This is a genomic window from Nonomuraea terrae (genome assembly GCF_044465245.1).
In the GTDB taxonomy this organism is placed as follows: Bacteria; Actinomycetota; Actinomycetes; order Streptosporangiales; family Streptosporangiaceae; genus Nonomuraea; species Nonomuraea terrae.
Genome location: NZ_JBITLL010000001.1, coordinates 48,055 through 69,067, shown reverse-complemented (window position 1 = coordinate 69,067; position 21,013 = coordinate 48,055). Strand labels below are relative to the sequence as shown.

14 protein-coding genes are annotated in these 21,013 nt (G+C 67.7%); 10 read left to right on the top strand and 4 right to left on the bottom strand.

Annotated elements, in window-relative coordinates:
• Positions 1-48 precede the first annotated feature (48 nt).
• From ACIBP6_RS00320 to ACIBP6_RS00305, 4 genes are all read left to right on the top strand, one after another.
• Positions 49-3,708, top strand: a complete 3,660-nt coding sequence (locus ACIBP6_RS00320) for a multifunctional oxoglutarate decarboxylase/oxoglutarate dehydrogenase thiamine pyrophosphate-binding subunit/dihydrolipoyllysine-residue succinyltransferase subunit (RefSeq protein ID WP_397047290.1) — start codon at positions 49-51, stop codon at positions 3,706-3,708.
• A 114-nt stretch (positions 3,709-3,822) separates the two neighbouring features.
• Entirely contained in the window at positions 3,823-3,999 is a 177-nt protein-coding gene (locus tag ACIBP6_RS00315; RefSeq protein ID WP_165969868.1) for a DUF6104 family protein, read from the top strand.
• A gap of 120 nt (positions 4,000-4,119) precedes the next feature.
• Complete coding sequence (locus tag ACIBP6_RS00310) at positions 4,120-4,923, top strand: DUF4097 family beta strand repeat-containing protein (protein ID WP_397047288.1); 804 nt, start codon at positions 4,120-4,122, stop codon at positions 4,921-4,923.
• Positions 4,920-5,657 carry a PadR family transcriptional regulator gene (locus ACIBP6_RS00305; protein WP_397047286.1) on the top strand — a complete coding sequence of 246 codons (738 nt, stop codon included), beginning with the start codon at positions 4,920-4,922 and terminating at the stop codon, positions 5,655-5,657. The genes ACIBP6_RS00310 and ACIBP6_RS00305 overlap by 4 nt, the downstream gene beginning before the upstream one ends.
• A gap of 145 nt (positions 5,658-5,802) precedes the next feature.
• On the opposite strand, the gene ACIBP6_RS00300 is transcribed toward ACIBP6_RS00305, so the two are convergent.
• Positions 5,803-6,759 (bottom strand): zinc-binding dehydrogenase, encoded by a 957-nt coding sequence (locus ACIBP6_RS00300; RefSeq protein ID WP_397047284.1) that lies wholly within the window; start codon positions 6,757-6,759, stop codon positions 5,803-5,805.
• A 49-nt stretch (positions 6,760-6,808) separates the two neighbouring features.
• A complete protein-coding gene (locus tag ACIBP6_RS00295) occupies positions 6,809-7,750 on the bottom strand; it encodes a hypothetical protein (protein WP_397047282.1) in 942 nt (313 codons plus the stop codon).
• Positions 7,751-8,189: 439 nt separating this feature from the next.
• Here ACIBP6_RS00295 and ACIBP6_RS00290 point away from each other — a divergent pair, with 439 nt between their 5' ends.
• The 6 genes from ACIBP6_RS00290 to ACIBP6_RS00265 all read left to right on the top strand — a co-directional run bounded on the left by ACIBP6_RS00290 (position 8,190) and on the right by ACIBP6_RS00265 (position 17,921).
• Positions 8,190-9,308 carry a trypsin-like serine peptidase gene (locus ACIBP6_RS00290; protein ID WP_397047280.1) on the top strand — a complete coding sequence of 373 codons (1,119 nt, stop codon included), beginning with the start codon at positions 8,190-8,192 and terminating at the stop codon, positions 9,306-9,308.
• Between the two features lie 337 nt (positions 9,309-9,645).
• Entirely contained in the window at positions 9,646-10,728 is a 1,083-nt protein-coding gene (locus tag ACIBP6_RS00285; RefSeq protein WP_397047278.1) for a trypsin-like serine peptidase, read from the top strand.
• Between the two features lie 197 nt (positions 10,729-10,925).
• Positions 10,926-12,092, top strand: coding sequence for a trypsin-like serine peptidase (locus ACIBP6_RS00280; protein WP_397047276.1), 1,167 nt, complete (start codon positions 10,926-10,928; stop codon positions 12,090-12,092).
• 483 nt (positions 12,093-12,575) lie between these two features.
• A complete protein-coding gene (locus ACIBP6_RS00275) occupies positions 12,576-14,180 on the top strand; it encodes a trypsin-like serine peptidase (protein ID WP_397047274.1) in 1,605 nt (534 codons plus the stop codon).
• 438 nt (positions 14,181-14,618) lie between these two features.
• Positions 14,619-16,223, top strand: a complete 1,605-nt coding sequence (locus tag ACIBP6_RS00270; protein ID WP_397047272.1) for a trypsin-like serine peptidase — start codon at positions 14,619-14,621, stop codon at positions 16,221-16,223.
• 156 nt (positions 16,224-16,379) lie between these two features.
• Positions 16,380-17,921: a hypothetical protein gene (locus tag ACIBP6_RS00265; RefSeq protein WP_397047270.1), complete on the top strand. Its 1,542-nt coding sequence runs from the start codon at positions 16,380-16,382 to the stop codon at positions 17,919-17,921.
• 275 nt (positions 17,922-18,196) lie between these two features.
• On the opposite strand, the gene ACIBP6_RS00260 is transcribed toward ACIBP6_RS00265, so the two are convergent.
• Both ACIBP6_RS00260 and ACIBP6_RS00255 read right to left on the bottom strand, forming a co-directional pair.
• A complete protein-coding gene (locus ACIBP6_RS00260; protein ID WP_397047268.1) occupies positions 18,197-19,555 on the bottom strand; it encodes a hypothetical protein in 1,359 nt (452 codons plus the stop codon).
• A gap of 183 nt (positions 19,556-19,738) precedes the next feature.
• Complete coding sequence (locus ACIBP6_RS00255; RefSeq protein ID WP_397047266.1) at positions 19,739-20,944, bottom strand: NADP-dependent malic enzyme; 1,206 nt, start codon at positions 20,942-20,944, stop codon at positions 19,739-19,741.
• Positions 20,945-21,013 lie beyond the last annotated feature (69 nt).

Below are 21,013 nucleotides of genomic sequence, written 5' to 3'. Positions count from 1 at the left end.
AGGTTCTCTAACATCAACGCCGATCTGCGGAAGAGGGCGATTTCCGCCGTGTCGTCTGAGTCGTCGCGGACAAACCCGCTGGCAAGCTTTGGTCAGAACGAATGGCTTGTCGACGAGCTGTACCAGAAGTACCTCCAAGATCCTGAGTCTGTCGACAAGGCCTGGTGGAACTTCTTCGCTGACTACAACCCTGATTACGGACCGGGCCGGACCCCGGTCAGGGAGGCGGCGAACGGCACAGTCACCGCGCCCGCGCCTCCCCAGCCACCGGCACCCGCCGCACCGGCCGCACCGGCCGCCGCTCCGGCGGCCGAGAAGCCGAAGCAGCCCGCCACCCCGGTGCCCAAGGGCGCCGAGGAGGTCAAGCTGCGCGGCGCGGCGGCCCGCACGGCCGCCAACATGGACATGTCGCTGGCGGTCCCCACCGCGACGAGCGTCCGCGCCATCCCGGCGAAGCTGCTCGTCGACAACCGCATCGTGATCAACAATCACCTCAAGCGGGGTCGCGGCGGCAAGGTCTCCTTCACGCACCTGATCGGCTACGCGATCGTCAAGGCGCTGAAGGCCCTGCCGGAGATGAACTCCTCCTACGCGGAGATCGACGGCAAGCCGACCCTGGTCAAGCCCGAGCACGTCGGCTTCGGCCTGGCCATCGACGTCCAGAAGAGCAACGGCGAGCGCCAGCTCCTCGTGCCCTCCATCAAGGCCGCGGAAGAGATGGACTTCCGGCAGTTCTGGATGGCCTACGAGGACGTCGTCCGCAAGGCGCGCGCCGGCAAGCTGGGCGTCGACGACTTCTCCGGCACCACGATCTCGCTGACCAACCCCGGCACGATCGGCACCGTCCACTCCGTTCCGCGCCTCATGCCCGGCCAGGGCACGATCATCGGCGTCGGCGCGATGGAATACCCGGCCGAATACCAGGGAGCCGCGCACGAGACGCTCGCGCGCCTCGGCATCTCCAAGGTCATGACGCTGACCAGCACCTACGACCACCGGATCATCCAGGGCGCCCAGTCGGGCGACTTCCTGCGCCAGATCCACCGGCTGCTGCTCGGCGAGGACGGCTTCTACGACGAGGTCTTCGAGTCGCTGCGGATCCCGTACGAGCCGGTCCGCTGGGTCCAGGACATCTCGGCCTCCCACGACGACGACGTGGCCAAGTCCGCGCGCGTGATCGAGCTGATCCACGCCTACCGCGTACGCGGCCACCTGATGGCCGAGACCGACCCGCTCGAATACAAGCAGCGCAAGCACCCCGACCTCGACATCCAGTCGCACGGCCTGACGCTGTGGGACCTCGAGCGCGAGTTCGCCACCGGCGGTTTCGGCGGCCGCCCGTTGATGAAGCTGCGCGAGATCCTCGGCGTGCTGCGCGACTCCTACTGCCGCACGGTCGGCATCGAGTACATGCACATCCAAAACCCCGAGGAACGGGCCTGGATCCAGGCGCGGGTGGAGAAGCCGCACGCCTCCCCCGAGCGCGCCGAGCAGCTCAACATCCTCAGCCGGCTCAACACCGCCGAGGCGTTCGAGACCTTCCTGCAGACGAAGTTCGTCGGCCAGAAGCGCTTCTCCCTGGAGGGCGGCGAGTCCCTGATCCCGCTGCTCGACTCGGTGATCAGCGACGCCGCCGACGAGGGCCTCGACGAGGTCGTCATCGGCATGGCCCACCGCGGCCGGCTCAACGTGCTGGCCAACATCGTGGGCAAGTCGTACGCCCAGATCTTCGGCGAGTTCGAGGGCAACATCGACCCGCGTACGGCGCACGGCTCGGGCGACGTGAAGTATCACCTCGGCGCCGCGGGCACGTTCACCGCGCCGAGCGGCAAGACCATCACCGCCTCCGTGGTCGCCAACCCCTCCCACCTGGAGGCCGTCGACCCGGTCCTCGAAGGCGTCGTCCGCGCCAAGCAGGACCTCCTGGAGCGCGGCGAGGAGGGCTTCAGCGTCCTGCCGGTGCTCGTCCACGGTGACGCGGCCTTCGCCGGCCAGGGCGTCGTGGCCGAGACGCTCAACCTGTCGCAGCTGCGCGGCTACCGCACCGGCGGCACCGTCCACGTGGTGGTCAACAACCAGGTGGGCTTCACCACCTCGCCGGCCTCGTCCCGCTCGTCGGTCTACGCGACCGACGTGGCCCGGATGATCCAGGCGCCGATCTTCCACGTCAACGGCGACGACCCCGAGGCCGTGGTGCGCGTGGGCCAGCTGGCCTACGAGTACCGCCAGGCGTTCCGCAAGGATGTCGTCATCGACCTCATCTGCTACCGCCGCCGCGGCCACAACGAGGGCGACAACCCCGCCTTCACCCAGCCGCTGATGTACGACCTCATCGACGCCAAGCGCTCGACCCGCAAGCTCTACACCGAGGCGCTGATCGGCCGGGGCGACATCACGGTCGAGGAGGCCGAGCAGGCGCTGCGCGACTACCAGGCCAAGCTGGAGCAGGCGTTCACCGAGGTCCGCGAGGCCGCCAAGAAGCCGCAGGAGGCCGCCGCGATGCGGGTGCCTCCGGCCGAGGTGGTCAAGTGGTCCCACGACGACACGCCGACGGCGATCACCCACGAGACGCTCAAGCGCATCGTCGACACCCAGCTCAACCTGCCCGAGGGCTTCACGCCGCACCCGCGCCTGGCGCCCGTGCTGCAGCGCCGCGGCCAGATGGTCGAGCAGGACGCGATCGACTGGGCGATGGGCGAGACGCTGGCGTTCGGCTCGCTGCTGCTCGACGGCCACCCGGTCCGCCTGGTCGGTCAGGACTCCCGGCGCGGCACGTTCACCCAGCGCCACGCCGTCCTGGTCGACCGCATGACCGGCGCCGAGCACACCCCGCTCAAGGCGTTCAACGAGGGCACCTCGAAGTTCTACGTCTACGACTCGCTGCTCAGCGAGTACGCCGCCCTCGGCTTCGAGTACGGCTACAGCTTCGTCCGCCCCGAGGCCCTGGTCGCCTGGGAGGCGCAGTTCGGCGACTTCGTCAACGGCGCCCAGACGATCATCGACGAGTTCATCTCGTCGGGCGAGCAGAAGTGGGGCCAGCGCTCCTCGGTCGTGCTGCTGCTGCCGCACGGCTACGAGGGCCAGGGCCCCGACCACTCCTCCGCCCGCATCGAGCGGTTCCTGCAGGTCTGCGCGCTCGACAACATGACGGTCGCGCAGCCCACCACGCCGGCCAACTACTTCCACCTGCTGCGCTGGCAGGTGGAGTCGGAGCGGCGCAAGCCCATGGTGGTCTTCACGCCGAAGTGGCTGCTGCGCCACAAGGCGGCCACGTCCAAGGCGTCCGACTTCACCTCGGGCACCTTCCAGCCCGTCCTCGGCGACACCACGGTCGACCCGGCCAAGGTCACCAGGGTCGTCCTCTGCTCCGGCAAGCTCTACTACGAGCTGGCCGCGCAGCGTGACAAGCTGGGCAACGACAACGTCGCGCTCGTCCGGCTGGAGCGGCTCTACCCGTTCCCGGCCGAGGAGCTGGCCGCCGAGCTGGGCCGCTACAGCGCCCAGGCCGAGCTGGTCTGGGCCCAGGACGAGCCGGTCAACATGGGCCCGTGGCCCTACCTGACGCTCCGGCTGGCCGAGGAGCCGCAGACGCTCGGCGGACGCGCGCTACGGCGGGTGTCGCGCCGTGCCAACAGCTCGCCGGCGACGGGCTCGCACAACTCCCACGACCAGGAGCTCGAGGAGATCCTCGAGCAGATCTTCGCCTGATCCACCACGGCGAGCCCCCGGCACCTCGGCCGGGGGCTCGCCGCTTTTCTGACCAGGCCGTCCGGCAGGCTAAAGTCAGGCGGGCACGTCTTGCGGAAGGAACGGAAAACAGCGATGTACTTCACCGATCGGGGGATCGAGGAGCTGGTCGAACGGCGCGGCGAGGAAGAGGTCAGCCTCCTGTGGCTCAGTGAGCGCCTGCGCGAGTTCATCGACCTCAACCCCGAGTTCGAGACGCCGATCGAGCGCCTGGCCACCTGGCTGGCCCGCCTCGACGACGAGGACGACTGACCTTCGGCCTCATCTGCCACGAGCACGACCCGGACGCATAACGCGATACATCTTGAGTTTCCCGCCAACGCGACATATCGTGTTTTGTGTAGGGACGTGTCGCCGAGAAGGGCGGGGAACATGCAGCAATGGACCATCGACGAGCCCGAGCACCTCACGTTCGGCGACGTGACGTCGCTCGACGTCCGCATCGTCTCCGGCCGCCTCGACGTGCTGGCGGGCGATGGCCCGCCCATGCTGGAGATCGCCGAGATCGACTCGGTCTCCCCGCTGCTGGTCACGTACGACGAGGACGCCCGGGCGCTGACCGTCGCCTACCGCGACCTCACCTGGGACGGCATGCTCGGCTGGCTCCGCCGCGACCGGCGCCGCACGGTGCTGTCCATCTCCGTGCCCAAGACCTGCAAGGTCAAGGCCGGCGTGGTGTCGGCGCCCGCGCTCGTGGCCGGGTTCGAGCGGATGGCCCACGTCAAGAGCGTCTCCGGCGACATCGTGCTCGACGGGGTCAGCGGCGACGTGGCCGCCAACACCGTCTCGGGCGCCGTCGAGAGCCGCGCGATGGACGGCGACCTGTCGTTCAACAGCGTCTCCGGCGACCTGACCGTGGCCGACGGCACACCGCACCGGCTGCGCGCCAAAACCGTCTCCGGCCGCATCGTGACCGACCTGGCGCTGCGGCCGACGGCCCACGTGACGTTCAGCAGCGTGTCGGGTGACATCCTGGTGAGGCTGCCCGAGAACACCGACGCCGACGTCACCGCCAGAGCCACCTCCGGCAGGCTGATCAGCGCGTTCGACGAACTGTCCAACACGAGCAGCCCTGGCGCCCGATCGATGTCGGGCCGGCTGGGCGGCGGCATGGCCTCCCTCTCGGCCACCACGGTCTCCGGTGAGGTCACGCTGCTCAAGGGAGAAAAAGAATGAGCCCTGTCTTCGGTCATGGTCGGCTGCGGCTGTACCTGCTCAAGCTGCTGGAGGAGAGCCCGCGTCACGGGTACGAGGTCATCCGGTTGTTGCAGGACCGATTCCTCGGGGTCTACTCGCCCTCGCCCGGCACGATCTACCCGCGTCTGGCCCGCCTGGAGGAGGAGGGGCTGGTGACGCACGAGGTGGTCGACGGCAAGAAGGTGTTCTCGATCACCGACAAGGGGCGCGAGGAGCTGAACGACCGGCTTGACGAGCTCAACGACCTGGAGCAGGAGATCTCCGCGTCCGTCCGCGACATCGCCCGCGAGGTCAAGGAGGACGTCCGCGACACCGTCAGGTCGTTGCGTGACGAGCTGACGCGGATGGCGAAGGACGTCCGTACGGGCGCGGGCGACGACGGCCGGCGGCTGCGACGTACCCAGGACGACCTGCGGCGCCTGCGGGAGCAGCAGAAACAGCAGTGGAACGAGCACGCCACCGTCTGGCAGGACGAGGGTGAGCGGCTGAGCCGGGAGTGGCGGCGGATCTGGTCGGAGGTGTGGGCCACGCTCGGGGGCGCGCCGCCGAACCGGGCTGAGCTGGACGCCGAGCTGGGCGAGCTGCTGGCCGACTTCGTCGCGGCGGCCCGCACGGAGGCGTCGGACGCGCGGCTGACCCCGGAGAAGCTGGCCGAGCTGCGCACGACTCTCGACGACGCGACCCGCCGCATCCACGACATCCTCGAACGCTGACGTGTGGCGGCGGGCGACGAAACGGGCGCATTCCCCGCCCGGCGCGCGCCGGGCCAGTGCGTCGAGCCTGGGCCGAAAGGCTCCATGATGATGGCCGCCTCCCAGGTACACCACCCAGGAGGCCCATCAGTGATTTTTCGCTTATTCAGCGCGTGAAGACGATTTTTCCGAAAATGTCGCCCTCGGCCATCGCCGCGAACCCGTCCCGCGCCTCGCTCATCGGCAGCACCCGGTCGACCTCGGGCCGCAGCCCGGTCTGCTCCAGGAACACCGCCAGCCGCTGCAGCTGGTCGCGCGTGCCCATGGTCGAGCCGACCACCGACAACTGCAGGAAGAACACCCGGTTGAGGTCGGCCGGCGGCACCGCGCCGGTGGTCGCCCCGGAGACGACGATCCGCCCGCCCGGCCTGAGCGACTTGAGCGAATGGTCCCAGGTGGCCTGCCCGACCGTCTCCATGACGGCGTCCACCCGCTCGGGCAGCCGCGCGCCCGGCTCGAAGACCTGGTCGGCGCCGAGCCGCTTGGCGCGTTCGCGCTTGGCCTCCGACCGGCTGGTGGCCCACATCCGGTAACCGGCCGCGCGGCCGAGCGCGATCAGCGCGGTGGCGACCCCGCCGCCCGCGCCCTGCACGAGCACGGTCGCGCCGGGCTGCAGCCCGGCCTTGTCGAAGAGCATCCGGTACGCGGTCAGCCACGCCGTCGGCAGGCAGGCCGCGTGCTCGAAGCTCAGACCGGCGGGCTTGGGCACCAGGTTGCCGCGCGGCACGGCGACGCGATCGGCGAACGTGCCGTCGTACTGCTCCGACAGCAGCGACCGTCGCGGGTCGAGCGTCTCGTCGCCGCCGGAGCCGATCACGGCGTGCACGATGACCTCGTTGCCGTCCTCGTCGACGCCTGCGGCGTCGCAGCCGAGCACGATGGGCAGCCGGTCCTTCCTGATGCCGACGCCTTTGAGCGTCCACAGGTCGTGGTGGTTGAGTGCGGCGGCGCGTACGGTGACGGTCGTCCAGCCGTCCGGCGGCTCGGGATCGGGGTGCTCGCCGAGCGTCAGTCCGGCGAGCGGGTTGTCGGGATCGGTCTGGGTGGCGGTTACGGCGAACATGGCCGCACCTTACTTCAGCGTGATCGATCTCCCCATGACCGGCCGTCCGTCATTTCATGGTGACCCGGATGCCGTCGATGGCCCTGGCCCGGAACGACTCGGGCCCGGTCGCGGCCACCAGCACCTCGCCCCGGCAGACCATGTCGGCCGGCCGGCCGCGTACCTCGATCACGTCGGGCGCCTCGGCCTCCTCGTCGCAGCCGGGCGTGGGCACGAGCGCCACCATCTCCCCCAGGCCGCCGCCGAACCACAGCTGCGGCCCGACCGGGTCGTTCCGCACGACGTCGCCTGGCGAGGCGAGCCGCACTCCCCCGCCGGCCGACAGCACGAGGTAGCCGTCCTCGGTGACGCGGCCCTGGAGGTTCTCGGCGAGGTCGACGCGCTGGTCGAACGTCAGGCCCTCCCCCCGGTCGTACATCGCCAGCCGCCACGGCCCGAAGGAGAACAGCATCACCTGCCCGTACATGCCGCTGCCCGCCTGGCGCGGCCACAGGGTCACGTTGTCGGCGTAGTTCCTGATGGGCTCGCCACCTCGGGTGATCTCGGCCTCGCCGCCGTACGGGGCGACGAACTCACGGAGCCTGTCGTCGATCCAGGCGCCCTGGAACGGCCGCGACCCCATCTCGTCGAGTGCGAGCTCGGCCGGGTACCGCACGTCGGCGCGGGCGCCGTCGGGGAAGACCACCCGCAGGACCTCGTCGTCGCCCTTGGCGGTGCCGGGGACGGTGAGGAGGTTCGGCGCGGCGTCGACGCGGGTGATCGTCCTGATGGGCTCGGGGGTCCTCGTCCGCCGGGGCGTCGGCGCGGCCGGGGCCGGGTCCACGGCGCCCGGCTCGGCGACCCTCCGCTCCGCGGGCTCGGCCACGGGGTCGCGGCTGGTGAGCAGGCTGATCGCCGGGATCAGCAGCAGCGCCAGGACCACCACCAGCCCGACCCACCGGCGACGGCCGTCGCGCTCGCCTGCCTCGATGACGTCGAACTGGTCCGTCACGCCGTTCCTCAGTCCGAGTAGTGCCGAATTGTGCGCTTCGCGTCCAGTTCAGTTGACCGGGGACCTCACGCGCAAGCCCCGGAGCCGTGGCGGTACGTCACGAAATCACAACCTGGGCGCGCGGGACCGCCGTGATCGTCGGAGCCGCGGAGAGCGGTGTGACAGGCGATATCGTCCGTGGCGGCGGCTGCGGAGTGGCGTCTGATAAACGCTGTTACCAGTGGTGTCACAGAAATTCGACAGACGCTCCGACCTGCGGAAATGCCAATCGAGAATACATGCGGATTCGCTATTTCTATAACGGAATGGAACCGGCTCATGCTTTTTCACGTCGATTCCTGGCCGCGCGATTGCGCCATTCATTAACGTTCCGAGCGTTTTCCTGGCCCACCGGGGCGCAGTCCCCCGCTCTGGGCCGCCGAAAGCTGAGAGGAGCTCCATGCAATCCCGAGCAAGGCGCATCGCCATCCCGCTCGCCGGCCTCGCGGCCGTCGCCATGACAGCGGGTACGGTCACCGGCGCCGCCAACGCGGCCGCACCCTCCGACATCGTGTCCAAGAACGCCGCGACCCCCGCGGAGCAGGCCGTCCAGTTCTGGACGCCCGACCGCGTCAAGAAGGCCACCGACTACGACGCCGCCCTCGACATGTCCACCAAGGGCATCAAGGCCAGTGCCGACAAGCCCGACGGCCCGCCCGGGTCCGTGCCGCCGAGCGGCGCGCAGAAGACCACGGCGAAGAAGAGCAAGCAGGTCAACCTGCCCAACACGGTCGGCCGCGTGTTCTTCACGCTGCCGAGGACCGACCCCCGCGACCCGAAGAACTGGCGTTACTGCTCGGCCACCTCGGTGCAGAGCAAGTACCGCAACCTCGTGGCGACCTCCGCCCACTGCGTCTACGACACCAAGAAGAACACCTTCTACGACAACTGGGTCTTCATCCCGTCGTACTGGGACGGTGACAACGCCTGGAACGGCAAGGCGCCCTACGGCATCTACGCCGCCAAGACGTTCAACGCCCACGACGACTTCGTGGTGAAGGAGGACTTCGACTACGACTACGCGTTCGTCAACGTCTACAACGGGATCAAGGTCCAGTGGGAGAAGGTCGGCGGCCGCTGGCAGTGGACCAAGAAGAACGTCGGCCGGCTCGGTGACAACGTCGGCGGTCAGGGCTTCACCTGGAACAGGAACCCGAAGGCGAACGTCTTCTCGTTCGGCTACCCGGCCGGCGAGCACCCCGACGGCGACAAGCCGTACACGGGCCGCACGATGAAGTGGTGCTACGGCACGACCAAGCCGATGCCGGAGGCCAAGAAGTACAACCTGCAGGAGCACGTCGGCTTCAAGTGCGCCTTCACCGCGGGCGCGAGCGGCGGACCGTTCCTCTACCAGTACAAGAGCGCCTCGCGCACCGGCTACCTCGTCGGCGTCAACAGCATCGCCTGGGACACCGACGGCAACGACCGCTACGACCACATCTCCTCGCCGTACTTCAACGGCGACACCTACAACGTCTACAAGGCCGCCGCCAACCGGTGGACCGGCAACATGCCGTGATCGACGCGGCCCCTCCGGCCCCGGCTCCCCCTGGGATCCGGGGCCTTCCGCCACTCGGCGAATGGCGACCGAGACGTGGCGTACGCCACGCTGGAGCGGTCCGGAAAGCGGTGCGGAATGGCGTGATTCGCGCGCCGAGAATCCCCTAGAAACCCGCGTCGACCTGGGGAAACACTACCCCCCTAAAGATCACTGACGGGTGGCGCGAGTGGTGGGCTGACACCGTCCTTATAGTTGCCCCGGCACTCTAGATCAGGTAACGAATCTCTATCCAAGCTGCAATAAGCTCTGCCCATCTGGAAAAATCCTCCCTTACGACCCAAAAGAAAGGCAATTGATGATCTCCCGAGCCAGGCGCCTCGCGGCCGTCGCCCTGGGCGGCGCGCTGCTCTGGCTGCCTGCTCTCACGGGGATCGCCCAGGCCGCGCCCACCCGGGTCTACTCCGCCTCGCTGGCCAAGACCGCCGCGGACGTGAAGCGGGTCGCCGAGTACTGGAAGCCCGACCGGCTCAAGGTGGCCGACAAGTACAGCCCCGCCACCCCCGGCGCCGCCGCCGACTCCTCCTCGACCTCCGGCGCGAGCGTCGCAGGCCCCGTTCCCGCCGTCAGCCGGGCGCTCGCCGCGCAGAGCGTGGCCGCCTCGGCGCCGCGTACGGGCACCGCGCGGACCATGGGCAAGGTCTACTTCCGGTTCGGGAGCAAGGAGTACTGGTGCTCCGGCGCCGCGGTCGCGGCCAAGAACCGCAGCGTCGTCGCCACGGCCGGCCACTGCGCGTACGACGCCCGTCAGGTCAGGGCCGCCGACTACTGGATCTTCGTCCCGAACCCCGGCCTCAACGGCGAGACGCCCGACGGCATCTACGTGGGCGCCTCGATCAGCATGCACGAGGACTGGTCCGGCAAGGGCGACTACGACTACGACTACGCGTTCGTGACGGTGCACCGCGGTTTCACCTGGGTCGCCAAGGACGGCGGCTACGTCATGCAGGACGTCGGCACGCTCCAGGACAACGTCGGCGGGCTCGGCCTCGACCTGAACAAGAAGCCCGGCTCGTACACGGTCACCCCGTTCGGCTACCCGGCGGGCGCGCAGCCCGACGGCACGACGCCGTTCGACGGCAAGGCGCTGAGGACGTGCCCCACGGCCCCCACCCGCTTCACCGTCGCCCCCGCCCGCGACGTCCAGAAGGGCGTCGAGCTGCAGCCCTGCGGCTTCAGCGCAGGGGTCAGCGGCGGCCCGTGGGTCATCGGCTACGACGACACCCGCCAACTCGGCGACCTCAACGGCGTCAACAGCCTGACCTGGAACCGAAACCCGGGCGGTTTCTACGATGCGGTGTCGTCTCCGTACTTCGACACCACGACGGGGCAGATCTACCGCCACGCCGCATCGGTCACCACACCGGCAAATGTGACCTAAGTCATAGAAACCAAGTGATCACAATGGGTGATCAGCCAGTTCACTTGTCACGGAATGATCACATCCACGTTTGGAACGTTCGACCAGATTCGCCGGTAACTCCAGGCTTGCAGGTCACGCTGTAAGTTCCGGGCTGTCCGTTTGCTGAGTTGCGGAGGCGCAAGAGGCGCCTCCAGTCAGCGCAACCTGGAGTTACCTTGAAGCGAATCCTTCTCCCCGCCGGTGGCGCCGTTCTGGCCACCGGACTGCTCGCCTCCGGCCTGTCCGGCACGGCCGCCCAGGCCGCCGCCGGTGTCGCCCACGACCCCATGGCGCGCAACAACGCCGAAGCGGTCTCCGTCGCCTCCTTCTGGCTCGCCTCGAACGGCGCCGCCCTTCGCTCCGCGACCCAGTACACATGGGACTCGAAGGAGGTGCGGAAGGTCGTCTCCAAGGGCGGCTACGACGCCGACGGCCGGCCCGGCATGACGGCCCCGACCGGTGAGTCGAAGTCCACCGGCTCGGCCCAGAACATCAACCTGCCCAAGACCGTCGGCAAGGTCTTCTTCGTCGACGGCTCCGGCCGGTTCCGCTGGTGCACGGCCACCTCCATCCAGTCGAACTACCGCAACCTGGTCGCCACCGCGGGCCACTGCGTGTACGACACGGAGACCAACTCCCCCACTCTCGACAAGTGGGTCTTCGTCCCCGGCTACTACCAGGGCAAGGCCCCGTGGGGCATCTACGTGGGCAAGCAGGCCTACACCCACTACGACTTCGACGTCTACGAGGACTACGACCGCGACTACGCGTTCGTCACTGTCTACAACGGCGTCCTGTTCAACGGCGTCAAGCAGGTCGACCGCAGGGACTACCAGCGCTTCACCGGGCCGAAGCGGTCGTGGGGCGGGCGTTACTACATCCTGCTCTCCAAGGACGCCGGCCGCCTCGGCGACAACGTGGGCGGTCAGGGCTTCGCGTGGAACCAGCCCACCGGCAAGCCCGTGCGCACCTTCGGTTACCCGGCGGCTCCGCACCCTGACGGCGACAAGCCGTACTCGGGCGTGACGCCGAAGCACTGCTACGGCAACACCACCGCGAAGACGGTGGGCGCCTCCTGGCTGAAGATCGAGGAGCACGTCGGCCTCAAGTGCGCCGTCACCCCCGGTTACGACGGCGGCCCCTGGCTGCTCAACTACAGCAACGGCAAGCGCCTGGGTTACGTCAACGGCGTGACGAGCACGTTCGCCGACCAGGACACCAACGACCGGATCGACTACATCACCACGCCGTACTTCGACGGCGAGACGGCCGCTGTGTACAACGCGGCGAAGAACATGGGATCCGGCCGCATCGTCGGCCCGCGCGGGGAGCTGTACAAGTAAGCCCTACCAGGGGAAAGCGAGGGCCTTCGGCACTGTGTGCCGGAGGCCCTCGCCTTGTTTTCAGGGGTCTGTACGGCGCCGCGAGGAGCCGGCGCGACGCCCCTAGAATCGGATAAATCGGGCAGCACCGAGCCGGACCCTGAACGTTTCCTGTGTGGAACGAGCCAGATTAGACGGGGCAGGTTCCCATCTGGTTCCTGTGATCTGAGTCACATTGTGCTGGCTACGGAAAGTGGCGGGACACTAACGGCACTTTCGTCCCGGCAATATCAACCCCCTCATTTCCTGCAAAAACGTAACTTCGTGATCACGGCCCGCGAGATCGTCTGACAGGTCACGAACAGGTCACGGCGGCTGAGGGCGGGATCGGATGTTCCAAAGCGGGTTTCACCTGCGGAGATCACCACGCTATGTTCCTTGCTATCCCTTTACTGACGCATGGGACGCAAGTTGCGACCCACGACAGAGCAAGGAGCAGTTCCCTTGAAGCGCATCCTCATCCCCGCCGGTGGCATCGTCATGGCCACCGGCCTCCTGGCCGCCGGCCTGGCCGGCACGGCCACCGCCGACACGGTCGTGGCGAAGGACAACATGGCGACCTCGGCCGCCAACGCGAAGGCCATCGCGCAGTTCTGGGCGGAGAACAACGGTGCGGCCCTCAAGGCCGCCAAGGAGTCGAACGTCTGGGACAAGACCGACGTCGCCCAGCTCCAGAGCAAGGGCGGGTACAGCTCGGACACCAAGCCGGGCTCGACCGCTCCGATCGGCGAGGAGAAGAAGACCTCCAGCAAGGTCCAGAACGTCAACATGCCGAAGACCATCGGCAAGGTGTTCTTCGTCAACGACAAGGGCGAGAAGAAGTGGTGCTCCGCCACTTCGATCCAGTCCAAGTACCGCAACCTGGTCGCCACGGCCGGCCACTGCGTGTACGACACGGCGACGAACTCCGACGTCATGGACAAGTGGGTCTTCGTGCCGGGCTACTACCAGGGCAAGGCTCCGTTCGGCATCTACGTGGGTAAGCAGGCGTTCACCCACTACGACTTCGACGTGTACGAGGACTACGACCGCGACTACGCGTTCGTGACCGTGTACAACGGCGTTTCCGTCGACGGCAAGACCACCAAGGTCACTCCGAGCGAGTACCGGTCGCACGTCGCCAAGGGCGGCGTCGGCTTCGTCAAGGAGACGCCGATCACGAAGGACGAGTTCGACGCCGGCTACGAGAAGTACGGCGACGCGGGCCCCTTCAAGTCGAAGGCCGCCGACCCGAAGGTCGAGACGGTCGCCAAGCCCGCCGATGTCAGCAACAGCAACATCGACGCCTACATCCGTGGCGAGGGCCCGACCGAGGGCGTCCGGCTCACGGGTGCTGAGGTCTACAAGTCTCAGTACACCGCGGCCGGCACCGGCTGGGACAACGGCGACAAGTTCGAGCGCCTGAGCAAGGAACTCCCCATCAGCAAGGAGGAGTACGAGCAGCTCAAGGACGCCAAGGGCGACGGCAAGTTCATGGGCGAGGTCCGCGCCCAGCTCGGTGACGACAAGAAGACCGAGATCGCCTGGTTCAAGCAGCAGTACTTCATCAAGAAGTGGGTCAAGAGCACCGCTCAGATGAAGTACTGGGTCGAGGACTACTACGTCGTCGACATCTCCGCTGCTGACAAGGGCCGCCTGGGCGACAACGTCGGTGGTCAGGGCTTCTCCTGGAACCAGCCCACCGGCAAGTACGTCCGCGTGTTCGGCTACCCGGCCGCTCCTCACCCCGACGGCAACAAGAACTACACCGGCGTCACGCCCAAGTGGTGCTACGGCAAGACCAGCAGCAAGCTGCAGGGTTCTGCCGCCAAGAAGATCGAGGAGCACGTCGCCCTCAAGTGCGCCATGACCGAGGGCGCCGACGGTGGTCCGTGGCTGTACAACTACAAGAACGACAAGCGTCTCGGCTACGTGAACGGTGTCATCAGCACCTTCAACGACCAGGACAAGAACGGCCGCGTGGACTACGTCTCGTCGCCGTACTTCGACGGTGAGACCAACACCGTCTACAAGGCCGCCGCGGCCTCCTGGTCCGGCAAGATCGTCTAAGTGACGACGTTCCGCGACCGGACCTGAGCCGTTCGTGTAACCCGTGACAGTGGAAAGGGCCCGGCAACCAGCCGGGCCCTTTCTGCTTCCCGGAAAGTGAAAGGCGTTTTGACGCACGGGACGCCAGGACGGTGCCACTGGACCCATGTGATCTGTGTCACACGACTTTTCTGGAACGGATCAGGAACGGGCTCTGACCCCGCCAGTCACACTGACAACGCCCTTATGTTGATCAGGCCAAATGGTCACGAGACGGCCTTCTCGCAACTCCTGCGCATCAGCCCTTTAAACATCACAGAACGATCACGGGCCCACGAGTCGCCTGTTTTCCTCTCGAAGCGGCTACCCGGGACCAAGATCGACACTGTATGTTCCTGGCTATCCCTTTACTGACGAATGGGACGCAAGAGGCGTTCCACGACAGCGCAAGGAGTTACCTTGAAGCGCATCCTCCTCCCCGCCAGTGGCATCGTTCTGGCCACTGGTCTTCTGGCTGCCGGCCTGGCCGGCACCGCCCACGCTGATGGCAAGGTGAAGACCGACACCATCAACGCTGAGGCGAAGGCGTGGCAGGCCGTCAAGTTCTGGACCGCCAGCAACAACAAGGCGCTCAAGGGCGCCACGGCCTTCAACCCGGACAACCTCGAGGTCTCGCAGATCAAGAGCGGTGGCGGCTACACGGCCGACACCAAGGCCGGCTCCACCGCCCCCATCGGCGAGGAGAAGAAGACCACCGCCAAGGTTCAGAACGTGAACCTGCCGAAGACCATCGGCAAGGTTTTCTTCGTCAAGGACGGCAAGAAGTACTGGTGCTCCGGCACCTCGATCCAGTCGCAGTACCGCAACCTGGTCGCCACGGCCGGGCACTGCGTCTACGACACGGACAACAACGCGTCCACGCTGGACAAGTGGGTCTTCGTCCCCGGTTACTACCAGGGCAAGGCCCCGTTCGGGATCTACGTGGGTAAGCAGGCCTTCACCCACTACGACTTCGACGTCTACGAGGACTACGACCGCGACTACGCGTTCGTGACCGTGTACGACGGCATCGGCGGCGTGAACGCCAAGGTCCACAAGCTGACGCCGAGCGAGGCCAAGGCTGCTGCCGCCAAGGGTGAGAAGGTCCTCGTCAAGGAGACCCCCATCACCAAGGCCGAGTTCGACAAGGGCTTCGACCAGTACGGTGAGGCCGGCCCCTTCAAGTCGAAGCTGGCTGACCCCAAGATCGAGTCCGTCGCCAAGCCGGCGGACGCGTCCAACGCCACCATCGACAAGTACATCAGCGACGGCATCGAAGGTGTCAAGCTGGTCGGCGTCGAGACCACCAAGAGCGTTTACGACGCTGCCGCCGCCAACAGCTTCGAGAACGGCGCTCGTTTCGAGCGCCTGAGCGAGGAGAAGGCGATCAGCCAGGAGGAGTACCACTCCCTGGTTGAGGCCAAGGGCGACGGCAAGTTCGCGGGCGCGCTCCGCGTGGTCAAGGACGCCAACGGCGTCGAGACCGCGTGGTTCAAGCAGCAGTTCTACATCAAGAAGTGGGTCAAGTCGACCGCTGAGATGAAGTACTGGGTCGAGGAGTACTACGTCGTCGAGGCCTCGGTCACGTCCAACGGCCGCCTCGGTGACAACGTCGGTGGCCAGGGCGTTGCCTGGAACCAGGGCCCCGGCAAGACCGTCCGCACCTTCGGTTACCCCTTCGGCCCGCACCTGGACGGCAACAAGCCGTACACCGGTGTCACGCCGAAGTGGTGCTACGGCAAGACTGCGAGCAAGGTCCTCACCATCGCTTCCAAGAAGGTCGAGGAGCAGCAGTCGCTGAAGTGCGCCGTGACCGCCGGCTACGACGGTGGCCCGTGGCTGTCCAACTACAGCAACGCCAAGCGTCTCGGCTACGTCTCCGGTGTCACCAGCCTCATCGCTGACACCGACAAGAACGACCGCTACGACACGATCACCTCGGCGATCTTCGACGGCGAGACCGCCGCGATCTACAAGGCCGCTGCGGCCTCGTGGTCCGGCAAGCTCGTCCCGGCCGCCAAGTAATCGTGGCGCAGCAGTAACCAGCACTAACCAAAGGGCTCGGCAGCCAGCCGGGCCCTTTGGCCTGTCTGGGCTGAAAATAATGTGGTTTCCCTTACCAGAGTGACTCAAGGGTCGATAGGGTCTTTACACCCCTTTTTGACAACCGTGGAGCCTTCCGTGAAGCGCCTGCTCTTCCCCCTCGCCGTTGCCGGCCTGAGCGCCGCCGTCCTTGCCGTCCCCGCCTCCGCCGCCCCCACGTGGGCGTCCGACAACCTCTTGCCCAAGCCGGCCGACGCCTACGGCGCCGCCGCCTTCTGGATGGACGCGAACGGCGCTGCCCTGCGCAAGGCGACCCAGTACCGGCTGGACACCAAGGACGTCCCCAAGCTGGTCAGCGCGAAGACCACGGACACCACCGACGGGAAGCCGGGCATGACCGGCCCGACGACCACCGCCAAGCCGGCCGCTTCCAAGAACGTGAACCTGCCGAAGACCATCGGCAAGGTGTTCTTCCAGGACAAGGACGGGCACCTCCACTGGTGCTCGGCCACCTCCATCCAGTCCCAGCAGCGCAACCTGGTCGCCACCGCCGGCCACTGCGTCTTCGAGAGCGACGGCAAGGACGACGTCTACGACAAGTGGGTCTTCATCCCCGGTTACTTCCAGGGCAAGGCCCCCTTCGGCGTCTACGTCGGCGCGTACGCCTTCACCGCCTACGACCTCGACACCTACGACGACTACGACGGCGACTTCGCCTTCGTCGCCGTCCACAACGGCTTCGCCCTGACCGGCCAGAAGGAGGTCGTCAAGAGCGAGTTCGCCAAGTGGGCCGGCGACAAGTGGGTCAAGCACGAAGAGATCAAGAAGGACGAGTACGACGCCGGCTTCGAGAAGTACGGGCCCGCCGGGCCGTACTGGTCGAAGGACGAGGACGTCACCCCGGAGAAGGTGGCCCACAACTACCCTGGCGAGAAGACCCTGACCAAGGTCGAGGTCACGGAGTCCGAGTACGAGAAGGCTGCCAAGGACACCGCCGACGACGTCAACGGCGAGCAGTACGAGAAGGTCCGCACGCCCATCAGCCAGGAGACGTTCAAGGAGCTCCAGGCCAAGCAGGGCGACGGCAAGTGGACCGGCAAGCTCGAAGTGACCAAGGTCGGCGACGTCGAGACCGCCTGGTTCGAGAACCACTACTACATCAAGCAGTGGGTGAAGGCCGGCAAGACCGTCCGCTACTTCCGTGACCACTACTTCATCGGCCTGGCCAAGGACATGGGCCGGCTCGGTGACGTCGTCGGCGGTCAGGGTGTCGCCTGGAACCAGCCGCTCGGCCAGTCGGTGACCGTCTTCGGCTACCCCAGCGCTGCCCACCCCGACGGCGACCGCCCGTTCTCCGGCGTGACGCCGAAGTGGTGCGCGGGCAAGACCGGCACCAAGAGCTGGCAGGTCAACATGTTCAGGGTCGAGACGCACCAGGTGCTCAAGTGCTCCATGACCGGCGGCGCCGACGGCGGCCCCTGGCTCATGAAGTACGACAACAACAAGCGCACCGGCTACGTCAACGGCGTGACGAGCATGTTCCACGACTACGACGGCAACGACCGCATCGACTACGTCAGCTCGGCGATCTTCGACGGCGAGGTCGCGGACGTCTACAACAAGGCGAACTACGCGAAGACCAAGTCGATCGTCGGCCCGAACGGCGAACTGCTCAAGTAAACGAACGCGCAAGACGGCCCGGGCCTCGCGAAGGCCCGGGCCGTTCCATGTCTCCAACAGCCGGCCTTGCGGCGAAAGCCCGGATTCACGTCTCAGACGGCCGGCCTGGCGGCGAAGACCCGGATTCACGTCTCAGACGGCCGGCCTGGCGGCGTTCCACATATCGGACAGCGAGCCTTACCCCGAAGACCCCGGCTCACGTCTCGCGCAGCAGGCCTACGCGGAAGCCCGGGCTCACGTCTCGGACAGCGGGTCTTACGCGCGAAGGCGCGCGCTCAGACGGCCGCGAGCTCCCGCGCCCGCTCCCGCAGCTCCCGCACCGGCCGCTCCTCCCGGTACGGCTCCAGCCGCCGCCGCAGATCGGCCGCGTACGACCGGGACCGCACCGACTGCAGCTCCCCCGCCAGCGCCAGCGCGTCGGCCGCGGCCGTGCACGCCTCCTCCACCTCCCCGCACTGCAGCAGCCCCGCGGCCAGCAGCGACAGGTTGAACATCCGCCCCCGCACGTAGCGGCCGTCCATGTCGAGCGAACGCCGCGCCTGCTCGACGGCGCGACCGCCCTGGCCGAGGTCGCGGAAGCAGTGGGCGAACTTCGCCGCGAGATAGGCCTCGTCGAAGTAGCTGAGCCACGGCGGCTCCTCGCCGGCCCTGCGGGCCGTGAACGCGCGCTCGGCCTCGTTGAGCGAGCCCCCGCAGGCACGGGCGTCCCCCAGACCGGCGTGTGCGTGCGCCTCCAGGACGTGGGCGGAGGACTGCAGCGTCTTGATCCCCGCGCGGCGAGCGGCCATCTGAGAGGCCCTGGCGAGGTCGAGGGCGTGGCCCGGCTGGCCCATGTAGATCGCCTGGTGGGCCATGCCGGCCAGGATCTCGCCGCCGAGCGTCTGGTCGCCGGCGCTCCTGGCCAGACTCAGGGCCTGGATGAGGTAGCGCTGGGCGATGCCGTGCTGCTCCATGTCGTAGGCCATCCAGCCCGCCAGCCGGGTCAGCTCGGCGGCGGCCGCGGCGAGCCGCCTGCCGGTCGGCTCGCCGTACGAGCCGTCCTTGAGTAACGGCGAGACGGCGGTGTCGAGGTATTTGACCACCGAGGAGCGGACGCGGCCGCTGCCGAAGCGGTTGTCGAGCTCACCGAAGGAACGGGTGACCTCCTGGATCGCGGCGATGTCGGTCTGGCCGACCCGTCGCGTGCCGGTGCCGCCCAGGCGCCCGTCGGCCGGGGACGTCAACCAGCGGATGGCCCCGACGGAGCCGGCCCCGATCGCGAACGTCGAATCGATCAGGAACCTCCGTCTCTCCACATCGGCCCGCCACAGCGCTGTCACGGTCGAGATCCCCTCCTGCCACGTGTGCGTGAACTCCTGGCCGAGATCAAGCGGCGTGCTGGTGGCCGCCATCCCCAGGTGTTCGGGGGTGACCGGCCGGCCCAGCCGCAGCGAGAAGATCTCGGCGAGCAAGGACGGAACCGGATCGCGCGGACGCTGCCCGCCGATCCAGCGCAGGACGGAGCTGTGGTCGTACTTGAGGCCCGGGGTGCCGCGCGCGGCTCCGAGATCGTTGAGACACCTGGCAAGTCCCTTGTGAGAAAAGCCCGCCTCTGCGATGAGCTGCTGCAGCAGTCGATTCGGCTCGCGTTCCATCGCTCTCCTCGTCACAGGAGCCGGCGCCCACGTCCTTACAGAGAGCTACAGTTATAGCACTTTCAGTAAAGGAACCTTGGCCATTCCCCAAGGTGCCCCACACAAATCCCCGCGCCTACCCGAGGCAGCGCCAAGTAGGCGTAAAAAAACGGGACGCCCGCAGAGGGGCGTCCCGGGTGGGGCTCAGACGCGCGCGACACCGTCCGCGCGAGCCTGGGCGGCCACGGCCGCGCTCACGGCGGGCGCCACACGGTCGTCGAACGGGCTCGGGATCACGTACGTCGGCGACAGGTCGTCGCCCACCACGCCGGCCAGCGCGTTCGCGGCGGCCACCTTCATGTTCTCGGTGATGGCGGAGGCGCGCACGTCGAGGGCGCCGCGGAACACGCCGGGGAAGGCCAGCACGTTGTTGATCTGGTTGGGGAAGTCGGAGCGTCCGGTGGCCACGACGCCGGCGTGCTTGGCGGCGACCTCGGGGTGGACCTCCGGCGTGGGGTTGGAGAGAGCGAAGACGATCGCGCCGGGGGCCATCGCGGCGACGGCCTCCTCCGACACCGTCGAGCCCGACAGCCCCACGAACACGTCGGCGCCCTCCAGGGCCTCCTCGGTGGAGCCGGTGTGCCGCGCGCGGTTGGTGTCGCGGGCGAGGGCCTCCTTGACCGGGTTGAGGCCCTCGCGGCCCTGGTAGATCATGCCCTTGGAGTCGGAGACGGCGATGTCGCCGATGCCGGCCTCCAGCAGGATGCGGGTGACGGCGACGCCGGAGGCGCCCGCGCCGGCCACGACGGCCCGCAGGTCGCCGAGCGGGCGGCCGGTCAGGCGGGCGGCGTTCTGCAGCGCGGCGAGCACCACGATGGCGGTGCCGTGCTGGTCGTCGTGGAAGACCGGGATGTCGAGCCGCTCGCGCAGCCGCTCCTCGACCTCGAAGCAGCGCGGGGCGCTGATGTCCTCGAGATTGACGCCGCCGAACGACGGCGCGAGCCGCACGACGGTCTCGACCAGGGCGTCGACGTCGGTGCAGTCGAGGCAGAGCGGGACGGCGTCGACGCCGGCGAACTCCTTGAACAGCAGCGCCTTGCCCTCCATGACCGGCATGGCGGCCGACGGGCCGATGTCGCCGAGGCCGAGCACGGCGGTGCCGTCGGTGACCACGGCGACCACGTTGGAGACCCAGGTGTACTCGCGGGCGAGCGCCGGGTTGTCGGCGATGGCGCTGCAGACCCGCGCGACACCCGGCGTGTAGGCCAGCGCCAGGTCGCCCGCGTCGCGGACGGGAACGGTGGACCGGACCTCGATCTTGCCCCCGCGGTGCAGCGGGAAGGCGGGGTCGAGGTTTTCGGTGGAACGAGCGGAAGCGTCGGGTGTGGCGGCCACAGCGACCCCTGTCATCATCGAAGCGGAAGAAACCATCGGCGGACACGCGCGAGCGGGCTGGCTTCGGTAGCTGCCAGATTCCCC

What these genes read in the sequence shown, in the direction of transcription:
- ACIBP6_RS00315 (WP_165969868.1), top strand. Translation starts at nt 3,823, where the DNA reads ATGTACTTCACCGATCGGGGGATCGAGGAGCTGGTCGAACGGCGCGGC.
- ACIBP6_RS00310 (WP_397047288.1), top strand. Translation starts at nt 4,120, where the DNA reads ATGCAGCAATGGACCATCGACGAGCCCGAGCACCTCACGTTCGGCGAC.
- ACIBP6_RS00305 (WP_397047286.1), top strand. Translation starts at nt 4,920, where the DNA reads ATGAGCCCTGTCTTCGGTCATGGTCGGCTGCGGCTGTACCTGCTCAAG.
- ACIBP6_RS00300 (WP_397047284.1), bottom strand. Translation starts at nt 6,759, where the DNA reads ATGTTCGCCGTAACCGCCACCCAGACCGATCCCGACAACCCGCTCGCC.
- ACIBP6_RS00290 (WP_397047280.1), top strand. Translation starts at nt 8,190, where the DNA reads ATGCAATCCCGAGCAAGGCGCATCGCCATCCCGCTCGCCGGCCTCGCG.
- ACIBP6_RS00285 (WP_397047278.1), top strand. Translation starts at nt 9,646, where the DNA reads ATGATCTCCCGAGCCAGGCGCCTCGCGGCCGTCGCCCTGGGCGGCGCG.
- ACIBP6_RS00260 (WP_397047268.1), bottom strand. Translation starts at nt 19,555, where the DNA reads ATGGAACGCGAGCCGAATCGACTGCTGCAGCAGCTCATCGCAGAGGCG.
- ACIBP6_RS00255 (WP_397047266.1), bottom strand. Translation starts at nt 20,944, where the DNA reads ATGACAGGGGTCGCTGTGGCCGCCACACCCGACGCTTCCGCTCGTTCC.